The sequence below is a fragment of the Flavobacterium sp. genome, assembly GCF_043756175.1.
GTDB lineage: Bacteria > Bacteroidota > Bacteroidia > Flavobacteriales > Flavobacteriaceae > Flavobacterium.
Map to the genome: position 1 here is coordinate 1 of NZ_JAYURN010000045.1, position 17256 is coordinate 17256.

At 31.5% G+C, this 17256-nt stretch carries 18 protein-coding genes; 10 read left to right on the forward strand and 8 right to left on the reverse strand.

Annotated elements, in window-relative coordinates; translation table 11 throughout:
- Positions 1–154: 154 nt before the first annotated feature.
- Positions 155–847 carry a DUF4294 domain-containing protein gene (locus tag ACH2BP_RS02700; RefSeq protein ID WP_395056763.1) on the reverse strand — a complete coding sequence of 231 codons (693 nt, stop codon included), beginning with the start codon at positions 845–847 and terminating at the stop codon, positions 155–157.
- An 84-nt stretch (positions 848–931) separates the two neighbouring features.
- Here ACH2BP_RS02700 and ACH2BP_RS02705 point away from each other — a divergent pair, with 84 nt between their 5' ends.
- Positions 932–2020: a M42 family metallopeptidase gene (locus tag ACH2BP_RS02705; protein ID WP_395056765.1), complete on the forward strand. Its 1089-nt coding sequence runs from the start codon at positions 932–934 to the stop codon at positions 2018–2020.
- Between the two features lie 222 nt (positions 2021–2242).
- Here the strand turns inward: ACH2BP_RS02705 and ACH2BP_RS02710 are convergent, their stop codons facing one another.
- The gene (locus ACH2BP_RS02710; RefSeq protein WP_395056767.1) at positions 2243–2695 is read right to left on the reverse strand and encodes a hypothetical protein; all 453 of its coding nucleotides are present in this window, start codon (positions 2693–2695) and stop codon (positions 2243–2245) included.
- 214 nt (positions 2696–2909) lie between these two features.
- Between ACH2BP_RS02710 and ACH2BP_RS02715 the strand changes: the two genes are divergently transcribed.
- Together ACH2BP_RS02715 and ACH2BP_RS02720 are read left to right on the forward strand one after the other, a co-directional pair.
- A complete protein-coding gene (locus ACH2BP_RS02715; protein ID WP_395056769.1) occupies positions 2910–3365 on the forward strand; it encodes a DUF1801 domain-containing protein in 456 nt (151 codons plus the stop codon).
- 25 nt (positions 3366–3390) lie between these two features.
- Positions 3391–3933 carry an SRPBCC family protein gene (locus tag ACH2BP_RS02720; RefSeq protein ID WP_395056771.1) on the forward strand — a complete coding sequence of 181 codons (543 nt, stop codon included), beginning with the start codon at positions 3391–3393 and terminating at the stop codon, positions 3931–3933.
- 52 nt (positions 3934–3985) lie between these two features.
- Here ACH2BP_RS02720 and ACH2BP_RS02725 read toward each other — a convergent pair whose 3' ends face one another.
- From ACH2BP_RS02725 to ACH2BP_RS02735, 3 genes are all read right to left on the reverse strand, one after another.
- The gene (locus tag ACH2BP_RS02725; protein WP_395056773.1) at positions 3986–4933 is read right to left on the reverse strand and encodes a phosphoribosylaminoimidazolesuccinocarboxamide synthase; all 948 of its coding nucleotides are present in this window, start codon (positions 4931–4933) and stop codon (positions 3986–3988) included.
- Positions 4934–5006: 73 nt separating this feature from the next.
- Positions 5007–5822 (reverse strand): SDR family NAD(P)-dependent oxidoreductase, encoded by an 816-nt coding sequence (locus tag ACH2BP_RS02730; RefSeq protein WP_395056775.1) that lies wholly within the window; start codon positions 5820–5822, stop codon positions 5007–5009.
- A gap of 278 nt (positions 5823–6100) precedes the next feature.
- Positions 6101–7051: a PhoH family protein gene (locus tag ACH2BP_RS02735; RefSeq protein ID WP_395056776.1), complete on the reverse strand. Its 951-nt coding sequence runs from the start codon at positions 7049–7051 to the stop codon at positions 6101–6103.
- A 96-nt stretch (positions 7052–7147) separates the two neighbouring features.
- Between ACH2BP_RS02735 and ACH2BP_RS02740 the strand changes: the two genes are divergently transcribed.
- The 6 genes from ACH2BP_RS02740 (at position 7148) to dnaN (ending at position 12678) form a co-directional block, all read left to right on the forward strand.
- A complete protein-coding gene (locus ACH2BP_RS02740) occupies positions 7148–7978 on the forward strand; it encodes an S-adenosyl-l-methionine hydroxide adenosyltransferase family protein (RefSeq protein ID WP_395056778.1) in 831 nt (276 codons plus the stop codon).
- Positions 7979–7984: 6 nt separating this feature from the next.
- Positions 7985–8635 (forward strand): DUF6624 domain-containing protein, encoded by a 651-nt coding sequence (locus ACH2BP_RS02745; protein ID WP_395056780.1) that lies wholly within the window; start codon positions 7985–7987, stop codon positions 8633–8635.
- A gap of 69 nt (positions 8636–8704) precedes the next feature.
- Positions 8705–9001: a putative quinol monooxygenase gene (locus ACH2BP_RS02750; protein WP_395046785.1), complete on the forward strand. Its 297-nt coding sequence runs from the start codon at positions 8705–8707 to the stop codon at positions 8999–9001.
- A gap of 50 nt (positions 9002–9051) precedes the next feature.
- Positions 9052–9783 carry a gliding motility-associated ABC transporter permease subunit GldF gene (gene gldF, locus ACH2BP_RS02755; protein WP_395056782.1) on the forward strand — a complete coding sequence of 244 codons (732 nt, stop codon included), beginning with the start codon at positions 9052–9054 and terminating at the stop codon, positions 9781–9783.
- Complete coding sequence (gldG, locus tag ACH2BP_RS02760; RefSeq protein WP_395056784.1) at positions 9783–11459, forward strand: gliding motility-associated ABC transporter substrate-binding protein GldG; 1677 nt, start codon at positions 9783–9785, stop codon at positions 11457–11459. Before gldF ends, gldG begins: the two co-directional genes overlap by 1 nt.
- Before the next feature lie 100 nt (positions 11460–11559).
- Positions 11560–12678, forward strand: a complete 1119-nt coding sequence (gene dnaN, locus ACH2BP_RS02765) for a DNA polymerase III subunit beta (RefSeq protein WP_394759759.1) — start codon at positions 11560–11562, stop codon at positions 12676–12678.
- Positions 12679–12816: 138 nt separating this feature from the next.
- Here dnaN and ACH2BP_RS02770 read toward each other — a convergent pair whose 3' ends face one another.
- Genes ACH2BP_RS02770 through ACH2BP_RS02780 form a run of 3 tightly spaced genes read right to left on the reverse strand, consistent with a single transcriptional unit; the run spans position 12817 to position 16144 of the window.
- Positions 12817–13203 carry a two-component system response regulator gene (locus ACH2BP_RS02770; RefSeq protein WP_394759757.1) on the reverse strand — a complete coding sequence of 129 codons (387 nt, stop codon included), beginning with the start codon at positions 13201–13203 and terminating at the stop codon, positions 12817–12819.
- Positions 13200–15362, reverse strand: a complete 2163-nt coding sequence (locus ACH2BP_RS02775) for a PAS domain S-box protein (RefSeq protein WP_395056786.1) — start codon at positions 15360–15362, stop codon at positions 13200–13202. The genes ACH2BP_RS02770 and ACH2BP_RS02775 overlap by 4 nt, the downstream gene beginning before the upstream one ends.
- On the reverse strand, positions 15317–16144 hold the full coding sequence (locus tag ACH2BP_RS02780) for a GAF domain-containing protein (protein ID WP_395056788.1): 828 nt from the start codon (positions 16142–16144) through the stop codon (positions 15317–15319). The genes ACH2BP_RS02775 and ACH2BP_RS02780 overlap by 46 nt, the downstream gene beginning before the upstream one ends.
- Before the next feature lie 141 nt (positions 16145–16285).
- Here ACH2BP_RS02780 and ACH2BP_RS02785 point away from each other — a divergent pair.
- The coding region (locus tag ACH2BP_RS02785) for a DEAD/DEAH box helicase (protein ID WP_395056790.1) at positions 16286–17256 on the forward strand (971 nt) is incomplete at its 3' end.

Sequence of the window (17256 nt, forward strand, 5' to 3'; positions counted from 1 at the left end):
AGTGGAAAGCCCACAGTCTCGTCTTTTGGGACGAGACGAGGACTTGTAACGAATAGCCCGACCCGAAGCTTTTCGCGGAGGGACACGCCATAATTTGACTGTGCTTTGTTATCGACATAAAAAAAGCATCATATATATGTATGATGCTAATTGTTTATTTTTCTTCAGTTATGATTGTTTTATGGGATTCTTTCCAGGCTTTTACATATTTCACATAGCTTACGTCATTTTTGGCAACTTGTCTGGGCAGTCTTCCATCGCTGAATGCTTTGTATAGTATTCCTTCTATAGTAAGATCTTCGGCAACTGTATAGGGATCATATTTGGTTTTGAGGTTTATATCGAATAATCTTGCTGTGTTATTTGACCAAAAGGCTTTCCAACCGCTTTTTAGTTCTTTGATTAATTCGAAAGTTGACGATCCTGTTTGCCTATCTATTAACTTCACTAATACTTGTCCATCTTTGCGACTGAGTTTTTTGAGCTGTCCTTCGAATTCGTTTGTTAGGTAATTTTCGACTAACTTAAAGTATTTTCTTTTATCTCTTTCAGATTTTAGGTCTTTCATACCTATATTAAGGGCTGTTAGTCTGTCGGCAGCAGTTTTTGCATAAGGATATACTTTAAGGACTCGACGTTGAAGGATATAAAATCTTTTTCTTTCTTCTTCCGATTTGAAATCACGTTTGTTAGAGATGTAAACCTCTTCTAATTCGATTGGCATTTTAGCAATAGTATCCGTGCCTACTAATGGCTTTTCAATTTCGGTCGTATCCTTTTTAGTGATTTGACCTAATGAAATGGTAGTTACAAAACAAACCGCTATAAGACTGAGAAAGTATTTCATATTATGAAACTAAATTTTTATCAAAAATATATAATTATTGTACAACTGTTATGCCAAATTTATAAATTAGCAGAAAATATTTTTATGAGCACGAAATCTATATTAAAAAAATCATCAATTGATTTTTTAGAGAATTATTTAAACAACGCCTCTCCTACTGGTTTTGAAAGTGAAGGGCAAAAGTTGTGGATGGATTATTTAAAACCATATGTGGATACTTTTATTACCGATACTTACGGAACTGCCGTGGGGGTTATAAATCCTGAAGCCAAATACAAGGTTGTAATAGAGGGTCATGCCGATGAAATTGCTTGGTACGTAAATTATATTACCGATGATGGTTTAATATATGTAATTCGTAATGGAGGTTCGGATCATCAGATTGCACCATCAAAAAGAGTAAACATTCATACTAAGAAAGGAATTGTAAAAGGGGTTTTTGGTTGGCCAGCTATTCATACCAGAAATCGTAGCAAGGAGGAAGCGACTAGAATAGACAATATTTTTATCGATTGTGGTTGTATGACTAAGGAAGAAGTCGAGAAACTAGGCGTTCATGTAGGTTGTGTCATTACTTATCCTGATGAATTTATGATTTTAAACAATGATAAATTTGTTTGTCGTGCTATAGATAATCGTATGGGTGGATTTATGATTGCCGAAGTCGCTCGTTTGCTTCACGAAAACAAGAAAAAATTACCCTTCGGGTTATATATTGTAAATGCTGTTCAGGAAGAAGTTGGTCTTCGTGGCGCCGAAATGATTACCCAAACCATAAAACCCAACGTTGCAATCGTGACCGATGTTTGTCACGACACAACAACACCTATGATTGATAAAAAAATAGAAGGCGAAACCAAAATAGGTAAAGGTCCTGTTGTAACTTATGCACCAGCAGTACAAAACAATTTACGCGAACTCATTATTGATACTGCCGAGAAAAACAAAATTCCTTTTCAGCGTTTGGCTTCCTCTCGAGTTACAGGAACCGATACTGATGCTTTTGCGTACAGTAATGGTGGTGTAGCTTCGGCTTTAATATCGCTTCCGTTGCGTTACATGCACACAACGGTCGAAATGGTGCATCGAGATGATGTAGAAAATGTCATAAAACTGATATACGAAACATTGTTAAAAATGGAAAATAACGAAACATTCTCTTATTTTAAATAATTTTAGGAGCTATTTCCAGCTATTCGTTTCAATCTTTTACTTGTATACTTCGACAAGCTCAGTATGACAAGCAAAAGGATTTCCACTTCTATCTGGGCTAAAAACCGAAATTCAATTCAGAATTTCGTTTTTTTTTTTAGAAATACACTTATGCGGTAAGATGCTATTCTAAAAAGTTTAATAGAACTAATGAATCTAACTTTTTCAAATTTATGGCTAACCTTATTTTGATAAATCACTCTCAACTATCTCTTTATCTTCAGCAATTATAGCATCTATTGATTTGTTCAGTGGAACAAATTGTACATTATCTATAGAAATATCTATAACTGCATTATTTATTATCGAAAAATAAGCAAGGTATTCAGGTTTTTCGATTTGAGCTCCGACAATACTATTGTTTTCAATGATTATATCGTCAATCGATTTTTCGTAATGAGATCCAAAAATGGTATTAATTTCTAAAAGTGTCGAATCTTCTACTTTGTAATAAACTTTTTCTGACTTTACTTTATTGGTATTATCAACAGAAGTAATTGAATTTTCTTGATTGACTATTTCACTATTTAACGCTATATAGTTATTGATAAACTTGTCGTTAAACTGATTTGATCTTACTGTAAAACTTGAAAAAGAGATTACAAGGATTCCTAAATAAATGATTGATTTTTTCATGATGATTAATTTTAAATTTTAAAAATATTTTTTTTTGTTTTTATACCTACTAATATTCTATGCAAATATATATTCAAAAGAAGGTATCTTGTATTACATAGTATTAAAATTTAAGATAATTTTAACGTTTTGATTAGAAAAAAGGAAGAAAGATGTTTTTTTTATTAATTTTACATTGCTTAAAATGTTAACTTTACATAAAATAAGTCTCAAAATGCAATCGAAAGCAACAAATGTATCCGAATATATAATAGAAATTCCTGAAGAAAGACAACAAGCTTTTAGCAAACTTCGCCAAACTATTTTAGAAAATATCCCAAAAGGTTTCGAAGAATGTATGATTTACGGAATGGTTGGCTATGTTGTTCCACATTCTATTTATCCCAAAGGATATCATTGCGATCCAAAATTACCTTTATCATTTACAGCAATTGCATCGCAAAAAAACTTCATTGCATTATACCACATGGGAATTTGCTCAAATCCTAAACTATTAGAATGGTTTACTTCTGAATTTGCAAAGCACTCTAAAAAAAAATTAGATATGGGAAAAAGTTGTATGCGCTTTAAAAAACCTGAAGATATTCCTTTTGAATTAATTGGTGAACTTATGCAAAAAATGACAGTTGAGGAATGGATAAACGCTTACGAATCGGTATTCAAAAAATAAAAGTTAACCTTAAAATTATAAAATTATGAAAATCATCAAAAAAATCTTTTTCGGATTAATAGTCATCATTGCAATATTACTTATTGCTGCATTGTTTGTAAAGAAAGACTATGCTGTTGAAAGAGAAATTACTATTAACAAACCAATAGACAGTGTTTTTAATTATGTAAAACTCATGAGAAATCAAGATAATTTTAGTGTTTGGAACAAAAAAGATCCCAATTCTATAAGAACTTTCAAAAACACCGATGGTGAAGTTGGATTTATTTATTCTTGGGACAGCAAAAATGACGAAGTTGGCGCTGGTGAACAAGAAATTTTAAAAATAACTCCAAACAAACGCATAGATTTTGAACTACGTTTCAAAAGACCTTTTGAAGCAACTGATCAAGCCTATCTTATTACAGAGCCAGCAAACAATGGTGCTACTAAAGTAAAATGGGGATTTAACGGTGCTATGAAATATCCTATGAACTTGATGCTTCCTATTATGAATATGGAGAATATGTTGGGCAAAGATTTGCAAAAAGGATTAGATGATTTGAAAGTAATTCTTGAAGACAAATAATCTAAAAAATAAAACGTCTCAAAATTGAGACGTTTTATTTTTTATAGAGGTTTTATTTTTTTAAAAATGCTAAAACATTTTTTTCAATTCGTTCATCAATATTAGAGATGTCAGCTTTTACAAATTTGTCTCCTAAAATATTCTCATATAATTCGATATAACGTTCTGAAACCGAAGTAATATATTCTTGATTCATTTCAGGAATTTGTTGTCCTTCTTGACCTTGAAATCCGTTTTCGATTAACCAACGACGTACGAATTCTTTCGACAATTGTTTTTGCTCTTCATTATTGTCTTGTCTTTCCTGATAACCATCAGCATAAAAATAACGAGAAGAATCTGGCGTGTGAATTTCGTCTATCAAAACAATTTTTCCTTCTTTGGTTTTACCAAATTCGTATTTAGTATCAACTAAAATTAATCCGCGTGAAGCTGCGATTTCAGTTCCTCGTTGGTACAAATCTCTTGTGTATTTTTCTAAAACTAAATAATCTTCTTCCGAAACTATTTCATTAGCTAATATTAATTCACGAGAAATATCTTCGTCATGCGAACCATTATCAGCTTTTGTAGTTGGTGTAATTATAGGTGTAGGAAATTTATCATTTTCTTTCAATCCTTCTGGCATTGTTACGCCACAAATTGTTCTTTTTCCTAATGCATATTCTCTAGCGGCGTGACCTGAAAGATAACCACGAATAACCATTTCTACTTTAAATGGTTCGCACAAATGTCCGACAGCCACGTTTGGATCTGGTGTTGCAATTAGCCAATTTGGAACGATATCTTGTGTTAGTTCCATAAACTTTGTGGCAATTTGGTTCAGAATTTGTCCTTTGTACGGAATTCCTTCTGGCAAAACAACATCGAAAGCAGATAATCTATCCGTGGCAACCATAACAAGAAATTCATCGTTTATGTTATAAACTTCTCTGACTTTGCCACGGTAAACTGATTTTTGATTCGGGAAATTGAAATTTGTAGTTGTAATTGTGTTCATTGTGTAGTTGTGTGTGTATTTTTGGCAAAAATATGAAATTACAACTACAATTTTAATGTTTTTTTGAAGTAATCTATTTCAAAACAGAATGCCTTATTATACTATTAAATAGTCTGTAACCTAATATTCTACGGAGAAAATTCATTGCATTGGCATCAAAACCTATTGTAAATCTTTTGAATCTTCTTGGTGGGTTTTCGGCAATGCTCAATATTTTCTGAGTAATTGTAGGTAATAAATCTTTATTTTTAGCTGTTTTTTTATGTAAAAGATCCGTAATTTTATCCATCAACTCATTATAGGATTCAATCGTTGATCTTTCAGATTTTGTGACATTTTTTTGAAAATCAGTTTTTGCATTTCCAAACTGTACTGTACAAACTTTGATGTTAAAATCAATCAATTCATAAGCCATACATTCTGAAAAACTTTCGACAGCTTTTTTTGTCGAATGATAAAAACTTCCTAATGGCAAATTGACTAATCCCGCAACTGAAGAAATATTTATAAAAAGTCCGCCATTTTGTTCTCTAAATACAGGAATAAATGCTCTACATACTTTTACAACTCCCAACCAGTTAATATCTACAATACTTTTTATTTTATCATCTTCAGATAATTCGACAAAACTTCTGTAGCCAACACCTGCGTTATTAATAACAACATCGATGGTTTTATATTTTCGCAATAATTCTGTTTTAGTATTTTCGATGATTTCGGTCGATGTAACATCAAGAATATGACACTTAATATTTGGCAAACCCATTATATCTTTGCCGTGGTCAAGGTGAATCATTGTTGCAATAACATTCCAACCGTTTTGAGAAAAATGCAATGCTAGTTCTTTGCCTAATCCGCTTCCTGCTCCTGTAATAAGTACATTTTTCAATATTGAATGTTTTTAATAAGTCGGACAAAACTACATAAAATAAAATTTAATATTTAGTCTTGATGAAAATAAAGGAAGTTTACCAGAATTCGATTTGAATTCTGATTAGCCCCGATTACAGCGGAAATCCTTTTTTATTTTGTACTTAAACTACACTCAGTATGACAAAATAAAAAAGATTGAAGCGAAAAGCGGGAATTGCGTTTGCAAAAATTCCCGAGCCTTTCGCTTCAAAAAAAACCTTAGAACCTCAGAGCCTTTATCTCTTTACTACTTTTTTAATCGTTATTTTCGATCTGTTTGTAAGCATCAATTACTTTTTTGACTAATCTATGTCGAACTATATCTTTGTCATCGAGATAAATAATACTAATTCCGTCGACATCTTTGAGCACCAGAATCGCTTCTTTAAGTCCAGAAATGGTTCTTCGTGGCAAATCGACCTGACCTGGATCGCCTGTTATCATAAACTTGGCATTTTTCCCCATACGAGTCAGGAACATTTTCATTTGAGAATGTGTCGTATTTTGAGCTTCATCTAGAATTACAAAGGCATTATCTAACGTACGTCCGCGCATAAATGCTAGCGGAGCAATTTGTATAATTCCTTTTAGTATATAATCTTCGAGGGTTTGTGGTGGCAACATATCGCGCAAAGCATCATATAATGGTTGCATATACGGATCTAGTTTTTCCTTTAAATCTCCTGGAAGAAAACCAAGATTTTCACCGGCTTCGACCGCTGGGCGAGTCAGGATAATCCTTTTTACTTGCTTTTCTTTCAATGCTTTTACGGCCATGGCAACTCCCGTATAGGTTTTTCCTGTTCCTGCGGGACCTACAGCAAAAACCATGTCGTTTTTGTTGATACAATCGACCAATAATTGTTGGTTTGGAGTCATCGCCTTGATAAGCTTTCCTCCTATCCCGTGAACTAATATTTTGTCGCTGTCTGCCATTTTTTGTTCTTCTCGAGAATCGCTCAAAATCACTCTATCAATAACATTATTATCAATAGTATTGTATCGTGTAAAGTGAACCATGAGTCTGTTGAAGCGTTTTTCGAATTCGTCTAGCTCATCTTTTTCGCCAAAGGCCTTTAGTGTTGTTCCTCGCGCTACTATTTTTAGCTTCGGATAATACTTTTTAATTGTTTCTAAATGAGCATCTTGTGTGCCCCAAAATTCTTTTGGAGCAATGTCGTGTAATTCAATGATTCGTTCGTTCAAAAGCAGGAAGATTAAATTAAAAAAATAAGTTAGCTTTGCATATCTCAAATTTAGTAAATTTAGAGGGACGATTACAGAATAGTTATAAACAAAAAGATGTCAATAATTACGCTTACTACTGATTTTGGCTTGAAAGACCACTTTGTTGGTTCTCTAAAAGGCAAGTTAATTTCGGAATACCCTGAAGTTCAAATCATTGATATTTCTCATTATGTAGATTTGTTTAATATTTCGGAAGCGAGTTATATTATAAATGCTTCTTACAATAGTTTCCCTAAAGGAACCGTTCATTTTATTGGTATTGATAATGAACGAACTACCGAAAACAAACATATTGCCATACAATGGAACGATCATTTTTTTGTTTGTGCTGATAACGGAATCTTGAGTATTCTTACTCAGAAAATTGTGCCGCAAAAAATGGTCGAAATAAACATTCATAATCGTTTGCCTGATGGTTCGACTGATTTAGATGTCTTTGTAAAAGTAGCTTGTCATCTTGCAAAAGGTGGTTCGCTAAATGTTATTGGCAAAGAAATCTCAGCTATAAAAATTGTAAACGAATTGCAAGCTGTTGTGGCTTCAGATTCAAGTAGTATAAAAGGTTATGTAGTTTATGTAGATCATTTCGGGAATTGTGTAACCAATATCTCGAAAAAAATGTTTGCCGAAATTGGAAATAATCGCAATTTTGAGATTAAATTTGGCACCAAAACCATCAAGAAAATACATACCAATTATTCCGATTTTAAAGTTTCAGAAAAATATACGCTGAGAGATTATGAAGGAGAAAAGTTAGCCCTTTTTAACGAAGCTGGTTTTCTTGAAATTGCCATTTATAAAAGTAACCCAAAAACTGTTGGTTCAGCTAAATCTTTGTTGGGATTGAAGTATAGAGATGTGGTGAATGTTGATTTTAGAGTTTAAAAAAAAATGGAAAAATTAGTTGTATTGTTTACTTTTCTTATTTTAAGTTGTTCAGCAACAAAATTGAGTAAAGCAGAATCTGAAAATTTGAAAATAGAATTTGATGCAATGCACAAAATTGACCAAATTGTAGCCTCTGGAAAACCGAATGGTGAATTCATAAATTATCCGATAGAAAACTGGAATAAATTTAAAGACAGCGTTTTTACTAAAAACAAAAATCGAATTGAAAATTTATTTAACAAATATGGTTTTTTAGGACTAAAAGAAATTGGCGAAAAAGGAAGTTTTAATTTTTGGCTTTTGACACAACATTGCGACAAGTTTCCGGAATTTCAAAAAAAAGTTTTAAAATCTATGAAAAAGGAAGTAAAAAAAGGAAATGCAAATCCAGATAATTATGCATATTTAGTGGATAGAGTAAATACAAATAGTGGTGAAAAACAAACTTTCGGAACTCAAGTTGATTATAGGTTAAATGGGCAAGCAAAACCAAAGAATGGATTAATTGACAGTCTAAACATTGATGAACGAAGAAAGGAATACGGGTTAAAACCACTTAAAGATTATTTAAATCAATTGACCGAGATGCATTTTGAAATGAATAAAGATTTTTTTGCAAAAAAAGGAATTACAAAACCGAATTTATACAAATAACTAAAAAAAACGTTTAATTCAGCATTTGAAAATCAGTGTTATCAGCCTTCAATTATAAAAAATAAAAATATGTTTGTAAGAATAGTAAAATTAAGCTTTCACGAAGAAAACATTCCAGCTTTTCTAGAAAATTTCGAATTAATGAAAGAAAAAATACGAAATGCTGAAGGAAATCGTTTCTTAGAATTATACCAAGACAAAAACAACAAATGTATTTTTTTTACCTATAGTTATTGGGAAACCGAGCAGGATTTAGAAAATTACCGAAACTCAGAATTATTTTATGATGTTTGGACATTTACCAAAAAATTATTTAACGACAAACCAGAAGCTTGGAGTGTAGATAAATTGGTGAGTTTAGAATAATTACGAACGCAGATTAAACGATTAAACAAATAACCGATTAAACAATATAAATGAAAGCCATATTATTTAAAGAATTCCGTTCCTTTTTTGGTTCTCCCATAGGTTACTTAGTTATTGCAATTTTTTTATTACTCACCGGATTATTTTTGTGGGTTTTTGATGGAGATTACAATATCTTAAACTCAGGATTTGCAGACATGACTCCATTTTTTACCATTGCACCTTGGATACTTTTATTCCTAATTCCTGCTGTTACCATGCGTAGTTTTTCGGACGAGAAAAAACAAGGAACGATGGAACTTTTACTTACCAAACCATTATCGCTTTGGGAAATTGTAAACGGAAAATTTTTAGGTGCTTTTTTATTACTTATAATTGCAATAATTCCAACATTAGTTTATGTCAAAGTAATTTATGATTTGGGATTACCTGAAGGAAATATCGATTTTGGAAGTACATTAGGCTCCTATTTTGGTCTATTATTTCTTATGGCAACTTATACATCAATAGGAATTTATACTTCCACTTTATCAGACAATCAGATTGTAGCTTTTATTGTTTCGGTATTTTTGTGTTTTGTGCTTTATTTTGGTTTTCAAGGCATTGCAAACTACAAACAGTTTGGAAGTTTTGGCGATACAATCGCTTCATTCGGAATGGATTATCATTACAAAAGCATGAGTCGTGGCGTCATAGACACAAGAGATATTCTTTATTTTGTGAGTATTACAACGCTGTTTTTATCAATGACTGTTTTCAAATTAAAAGCGTATAAATTATAATGGGATTTTCATCAAAAAATATTAAAAATCTAGTTCTCACCATTGTTGGACTAATTACGGTAAATATCGCTGGAAATTTCTTTTTTCATCGTTTCGATTTAACACATGACAAACGTTACACCTTGTCTGAAACGTCATTAAACATTATAAAAAACACCAAAGAACCGTTATATATTGATGTTTTTTTAGAAGGTAATTTTCCGCCTGAATTCAAACGTTTACAAAACGAAACCAAGCAAATTCTAGAGGAGTTTAAGGCTTATAATCCAAATATAATTTACCAATTTGTAAATCCTTTAGAAAATCCTGAAGAAGCCGATGCCATTATGGATTCCTTTGTGCAACGAGGATTAACACCTATAAAAATCACTGTCGATGACAAAGGAAAACAATCGCAAGAAGTCGTTTTTCCATGGGCAATTGCTACTTATAAAGACAAAAGCACCAAAATTTCTTTATTAAAGAACAAATTAGGAGCAACTACTGAGCAAAAAGTAATCAGTTCTGTACAACATCTAGAATATGCTTTTGCCGATGGTTTTCATAAAATAACAACTCAAAAACAAAAGAAAATTGCTGTCATAAAAGGTAAAAACGAATTACCTGATATTTTTAAAGCCGACTTCTTACAATCGGTTCGTGAAAATTATTTTATTGCACCTTTTCCTTTAGATTCTGTTTCGCAAAATCCAGTGCTTTTTGCAAAGGCATTAAAAACCTTCGATTTAGCTATTATTGCCAAACCAAAAGCTGCATTTTCCGATCAAGAAAAACAAGTTTTAGACCAGTTTATTATCAATGGTGGTAAAACATTATGGTTGGTTGAAACCGTAAATATCGATATGGAAAGCCTAAACAAAACAGGATCGAGCTTTGCTTTTCCTTTCGATTTGGGTTTAAACGATATGTTTTTTAAATACGGATTCAGAATAAATCCAATATTAGTAAAAGACATTCAATGTGCTCCCATTTCGTTAGCTTCTGGAAACAAAGGAAACCAAACACAATATGAGAAATATCCTTGGTATTTTGCACCTTATATTTTCCCTGAAAGTAAGCATCCAATTGTAAATAATATTGATGGTGTAAAATTAGATTTTACCAATGCCATTGATACGTTGAAAAATGGAATCAAAAAAACAATCTTATTACAATCTTCTATTTATTCGAAAAAAATAGGAACTCCTGTTGAAATTGATTTGAAAATGGTAAATGAAAAACCAAATCCGCAAGACTTTCAGCCAGGAAGTATTCCTGTTAGTGTTTTGTTAGAAGGTAATTTTTCTTCGGCATTCGAAAATAGAGTTTTACCTTTTGATGATGCAAGTTTTAGAGCCAAAGGAAAATCCACTAAAATGATCGTAGTTTCCGATGGAGATATTATCAAAAATCAACTAGATGAAAAAGGGCAACCTTTAGAATTAGGTTTTGACAAATGGACGAATAAAATGTATGCCAACAAGGAATTTTTAATGAATTGCGTGAATTATTTACTCGATGACAACGGACTTATTAACATTCGTAGTAAGGAAGTAGATTTGCCATTATTAGACAAAGAAAAAGTGGCCGAAAAATACATGTATACTCAATTGCTAACCGTCGGATTACCATTGGTATTATTACTGTTTTTTGGAATTGTGATTACTTATTTAAGAAAAAGACAATTTGGTCGTTAGTTGTTGATAAAAATGTTTTCAATACTGATTAGTTTACGATATATTTGTAAGCATTAATAATGTTCTGGAATTCAGAACAGAAGAATTTAAAAAAAAGATGATGAAGTTTATAGTATCAAGTTCCTATTTATTAAAACAATTACAAGTTTTAGGAAGCGTTATTAACAGTAGTAACACGTTGCCTATTTTAGATAATTTCTTATTTGAATTAAAGAAAAACGAATTGTTAGTTTCTGCATCTGATTTAGAAACTACCATGTCAGCCTCACTTACGATTGATTCTACAAGCGAAGGAAGCGTTGCTGTTCCTGCAAAATTATTATTGGAAATACTAAAAACATTCCCAGAGCAACCACTTACATTTACGGTTGAAGAAAATAATACTATCGAAATTAGCTCACAATCAGGTAAATATGCTTTGGCTTATGCTCCAGGAGATGAGTTCCCAAAATCGGTAAACTTAGAAGAACCATCTAAAACAATTGTTCCTGCCGAAGTATTATCGACAGCCGTGAGCAAAACAATTTTTGCTGCTGGAAACGATGATTTACGCCCGGTAATGTCTGGTGTATTTTTTCAGTTTTCTCCAGAAGGATTAATTTTTGTTGCCACTGATGCACATAAATTAGTAAAATATGCTCGTACCGATGTAAAAGCGTCGCAAGTTGCTGATTTTATTATGCCAAGAAAACCTTTAAATATTTTGAAAGGAATCCTAGCTACTTCAAACGAAGAAGTTACTATCGAATATAACGATTCGAATGCAACTTTCTCTTTCGATAATTATATTTTGACCTGTAGATTAATTGATGGAAAATATCCTAATTATGAAGCAGTTATTCCAAAAGAAAATCCAAATAAATTAATGATCGACAGAACTCAATTTTTAAGTTCTGTACGTCGTGTGGCGATTTTCTCTAACAAAACAACACACCAAATTAGACTTAAAATTGCAGGAACAGAATTAAATATTTCTGCAGAAGATATAGATTACTCAAACAAAGCTGAAGAGCGTTTGACTTGTGATTATCAAGGTGATGATATGCAAATAGGTTTCAACTCGCGTTTTTTATTAGAAATGTTAGGTAACCTACAATCTGACATGATTATGTTAGAAATGTCTATGCCAAACAGAGCGGGAATCCTTACTCCTGTTGATGGTCTTGACGAAGGCGAAACAGTTACAATGCTAGTAATGCCTGTAATGTTGAACAATTAGATTTGTTAGAATTTTAGACTATTTAGATTATTTGACTAACTTAGATTTTTAGATATGAAAAATGTTCAGCAAAAGCTGAACATTTTTTTTGCAGTATCTTGAAACTCACAAGACTTTTGACTTTACAACTTTATGACTTTACGAAATGCTCTCGATAAGTTTATTTAGCTTATCATTATTAATAGGTTTTGAGATAAAATCTTTGACTGTCGAAAATGATTTAGATTTCTCTATATCATTTGTATCAATTGAAGAAGACATGATGAAAACGTTTAGCTTCTCTTTATTGGGTAATTTTTCTATTTCTTCAAGAAATTGCCAACCATCTATAACTGGCATGTTTATATCTAACAAAATAATATTTGGAAACGTATTGTTTTTATCCGAGAGAAGATCTAGAACTTCTTCTCCGTTTTTGAAATCAAAAACTTGATCGAAATTTTCATTTCTGTCTAATATTTTTTTTAATACAAAAACAAAAATATTATCGTCATCAATAATATATGTTAGATTTACCTTTCTCATACAAAATACATAGTAAAAGTAGTTCCTTTATCTATTTCACTTTCTACTTCTATCCTTCCACCCATAGATTCTATATGATTTTTCGCCATAAACAATCCTAGTCCTATGGCATCCGGATTTCCGTGAAAAGTCTTATACATTCCGAATATTTTATCTTTATTTTTTACTAAATCTATTCCAATTCCATTGTCTTGGATTGTTAGTTTTGTTTGACCTTCCATTTTTTTTGCTTTTATATTTATAACTGGGTTTCGAGAAGGTGATTTGTATTTGATAGCGTTGGTCAGTATATTAAAAATTATACTCTCAAGATAAGACTGTGTGGCAATTATTTCGATTGTATCATCAATTTCTATATTTATTATGGCTTCATTTGTAAGGATAACAGCACTTATACCTAGAATTGTTTTATCAATTTCGGATTTTAAAATCAATTTAATTTTTTCGCTTTTTTCCCCACTTTGCACTGCTACAGTTTCGTTTAGATAAAAAATCGTATCCGAAAGTTTGTTTGTACTTTGTTTAAGCATATCGAAATATTCTTTCTGCTCCTCTGGATCATTTGTTTCTTCAAATAAATCGAGAATCATGCTTAAATTACTGGTGTGAGAACGTATATCGTGAGAAACAATATGAGTAAACTTTATTAGTTTTTCGTTCTGCTTTACTGTAATTTTATATAATCTGTTTTTTTCTTTTTCGGCCTCTTTTCTTGCAGAAATATCTCTGGTTATGACAATATATTTAGAATATTTTCCGTTTTCGTCATATATAACATTTGCAGAATCTTCACGCCAATGATACTGTCCATTTAAGTCTTTAAACCTAAATTCATATTTAATTTCCAGTATTTTTTTAGACAAACTATCATAAATATAGGATCTTACATCATTTAAATCATCTGGATGGAAATTATTGAAAATATCATCGATTGTAAATTTCTCGTATTGGTCTTTGGAGTATTGTAATAATCTGGCGTAAGAAGGAGAAATGTAAGTTGGTTTTCCGTTCTCGATTACTATAACTCCATCGGAAGTATTTTCTGTAATTAGTCTTAGTTGTTGCTCGCTTTCTATAAGTTTGTTTTCTATTTGCTTACGTTCGTGAATATCTCTTGAAATTATAATATATTTAGAGTATCTACTATTTGTATCTTTCTCGTCATATATGATGTTTGCATAATCCTCACGCCAATAATAATCCCCTGATTTTCTTTTGAATCTAAATTCATATTTAAAAGATGTTACTTTATTCTTAAGATTTTCCGCTATATCCTTTTCTGCTTTTTCTCGATCACCTGGGTGCATACTCTCAAAAATTTGATCTGAAGAAATACCAATTAAATTTTCAGCTGTATATCCTATAAATCTTGCATACGAAGGAGATACATAAGTGATTTTTTCATTTTCAATAATAACAAAACCATCCGAGGAATTTTCTGTTATTAGCCTAAGTTGGTATTCACTTTCTCTTAGTTTTTCTTGGTTTTTATATAATTTATTTTCTGCTTTTTTCCGATTTTCTTCTTCAAGTGACAAACTCAAAAAATCGGCTAATGATCTTGCAAATGAAACATCATTATCGCTCCAAACTCTTAGTTCGTCACGATGCTCACAACATAAAACACCATGAAATTTTCCGCTTTTTCTTACAGGTATGTCTAACATATCTGTTATTCTTAAGGGAATTAAATAATTATCTATAAGCTCCGAAGTACTAACGTACGATATAGCATCATCAGCAATAATTGCAGTTTGGTTCTTTATTGCTTCTATATATTTGGGTAATTCTCTAGTGTCTAATTTTTGATTCTTTGTATGCGAATTTTCTATTCTATCAAATAGATTTTTACATACTAATTGATTGTTATTTATTTCCCAATAACTTGCTCTATCTATTGTAAGTCCTTCGCTGGCAATTATTGTTATGTGATTTATTTTTTCCTTAATGCTTAAATCGACTGTATTTGCATATAGTTTTATTAATAATTTATTTTGCAAATCGATTGTTTTTTGCTTACTAATTATTTCTAGTTCCTTTTCTTTTTCTTGAGTAATGTCTCTGGCAATGGTTACTGCTCGAAATGCATGCCCAAAAACATCATAGTGAATATTCATAATATCCTCACGCCACATGTATTGGCCATTTTTTTTCGGCATCTAAATACATATTTTGTTGAAGGTAATTTTTTACTTGCAGCACCATAAATATTATCTATAACTCTTTTCTTATCATCTGGATGTGTGAGTTCAAACATATCAATACTATGACTATTCCTCTTTTCTTCTTCAGACAAACCTAACATTTCAAGATAGGTTGAAGAAGCGAAAACTAAAACCTCATTTTCTATAATATATATTCCATCTGAGATGTTTTCTGATATAAATTTGAATCTATCTTCATTTTCTAATAAACTTTTCTCAGCAATTCTTTTTTTGTTTTCTTCAAGAAGTATGCTTAAAATATCTGTTACTGATCTTGCGAATGAAATATCATTTTCTGACCACCTTTTAGCAGTTATATTCTCACAACATAAAATCCCTATTAGTTTTCCGCTTTCTCGAATAGGTAAATCGAGCATACTTTTTATTTGTAACGGAATTAGATAAACATCTTTTAAATCATTGGTGAATTTATTTTCTTGCGCATCATCAGCAACTATTCCAATTCCTTTATGAAGTGCATCAAAATAGTTGGGCATATCTATTTGCAATAATTCCGATTGTATCTCGAATGATTCTTTTTCATAATTGAATAAGATTTTGCAAACCAATTTATCACCTTCAAACTCCCAAATACTTGCCCGAGAAATTCCCAAACCCGAAGCAACAGATTTTGTTATTGCTTTGTGCAAATTTTCTAAAGAATCAAAATTTGAAAAAGAAGATTTATAAAGTTCTAAAAGAGTTTCAAATTGTTTTACAGAAAAATTATTACCCATAACCAAAATGTGCTTTCTAATTATAATAAATATGACTAATATACTACATTTTTAATTTAAAATACCTTTTTCACGACGAAGTACCACATTTATTGATGAATTATTAACTTTAAAGAATACCTTTGCAGAAAATAATACAAAATGGCATCATTCGATCAGTTTAATCTTCCAAAATCGGTACAAAAAGCATTAGACGAATTACAGTTAACAACACCAACACCTATTCAGGAAAAATCTTTTTCTGTAATCATGTCTGGTCGCGATATGATGGGAATTGCACAAACAGGAACAGGTAAAACTTTTGCTTATCTTTTGCCTTTATTAAAACAATATACATTTACAAATACCAATACGCCTAAAATTGTAATTCTTGTTCCAACACGTGAACTGGTTGTTCAGGTTGTGGAAGAAGTTGAAAAATTGACCAAATACATGTCGGTTTCAACATTAGGGATATATGGTGGAGTTAATATAAACACACAAAAAAAACAAGTTTACGAAGGTGTCGATATTTTAGTAGGAACACCCGGACGTGTAATGGATTTAGCACTTGACGCAGTAATTCGCTTCGACGATACTCAAAAATTAGTCATTGATGAATTTGACGAAATGCTAAACCTTGGTTTTAGAGTTCAAATCACATCGATACTTGCCATGTTGAGAACCAAACGTCAAAACATACTATTTTCAGCTACAATGACAGATGAAGTAGATGCTATTCTGAACGATTATTTCGATTTTCCAGAAGAAGTTTCCCTAGCAATGTCAGGAACTCCTTTAGAAAAAATTGAACAATTATCGTATAATGTTCCTAATTTTAATACCAAAGTTAATTTACTAAAACACTTACTTCATACCAATGAGGAAATGTCACGTATCTTAGTTTTTGTAAACAATAAGAAAATTGCCGATATGCTTCACGAAAGAATTGAAGCTGATTTTCCAGAGCAGTTTGGGGTAATTCACTCTAATAAATCTCAAAATTATCGTCTCACCACGATGGCAACTTTCCAAGAAGGTGAATTGCGTGGTTTGATTACTACCGATATTATGGCTCGTGGTCTGGATATTTCGAATATTACTCACGTTATAAATTTTGAAGCGCCTGAACT

Excerpts from the sequence above, each read along its gene's own strand:
- gldF (WP_395056782.1), top strand. The coding sequence starts at position 9,052 with ATGAAAGCCATATTATTTAAAGAATTCCGTTCCTTTTTTGGTTCTCCC.
- ACH2BP_RS02705 (WP_395056765.1), top strand. The coding sequence starts at position 932 with ATGAGCACGAAATCTATATTAAAAAAATCATCAATTGATTTTTTAGAG.
- ACH2BP_RS02710 (WP_395056767.1), bottom strand. The coding sequence starts at position 2,695 with ATGAAAAAATCAATCATTTATTTAGGAATCCTTGTAATCTCTTTTTCA.
- gldG (WP_395056784.1), top strand. The coding sequence starts at position 9,783 with ATGGGATTTTCATCAAAAAATATTAAAAATCTAGTTCTCACCATTGTT.
- ACH2BP_RS02775 (WP_395056786.1), bottom strand. The coding sequence starts at position 15,362 with ATGCCGAAAAAAAATGGCCAATACATGTGGCGTGAGGATATTATGAAT.
- ACH2BP_RS02700 (WP_395056763.1), bottom strand. The coding sequence starts at position 847 with ATGAAATACTTTCTCAGTCTTATAGCGGTTTGTTTTGTAACTACCATT.
- ACH2BP_RS02725 (WP_395056773.1), bottom strand. The coding sequence starts at position 4,933 with ATGAACACAATTACAACTACAAATTTCAATTTCCCGAATCAAAAATCA.
- ACH2BP_RS02745 (WP_395056780.1), top strand. The coding sequence starts at position 7,985 with ATGGAAAAATTAGTTGTATTGTTTACTTTTCTTATTTTAAGTTGTTCA.
- ACH2BP_RS02770 (WP_394759757.1), bottom strand. The coding sequence starts at position 13,203 with ATGAGAAAGGTAAATCTAACATATATTATTGATGACGATAATATTTTT.
- ACH2BP_RS02780 (WP_395056788.1), bottom strand. The coding sequence starts at position 16,144 with ATGGGTAATAATTTTTCTGTAAAACAATTTGAAACTCTTTTAGAACTT.
- dnaN (WP_394759759.1), top strand. The coding sequence starts at position 11,560 with ATGAAGTTTATAGTATCAAGTTCCTATTTATTAAAACAATTACAAGTT.
- ACH2BP_RS02740 (WP_395056778.1), top strand. The coding sequence starts at position 7,148 with ATGTCAATAATTACGCTTACTACTGATTTTGGCTTGAAAGACCACTTT.
- ACH2BP_RS02715 (WP_395056769.1), top strand. The coding sequence starts at position 2,910 with ATGCAATCGAAAGCAACAAATGTATCCGAATATATAATAGAAATTCCT.
- ACH2BP_RS02750 (WP_395046785.1), top strand. The coding sequence starts at position 8,705 with ATGTTTGTAAGAATAGTAAAATTAAGCTTTCACGAAGAAAACATTCCA.
- ACH2BP_RS02720 (WP_395056771.1), top strand. The coding sequence starts at position 3,391 with ATGAAAATCATCAAAAAAATCTTTTTCGGATTAATAGTCATCATTGCA.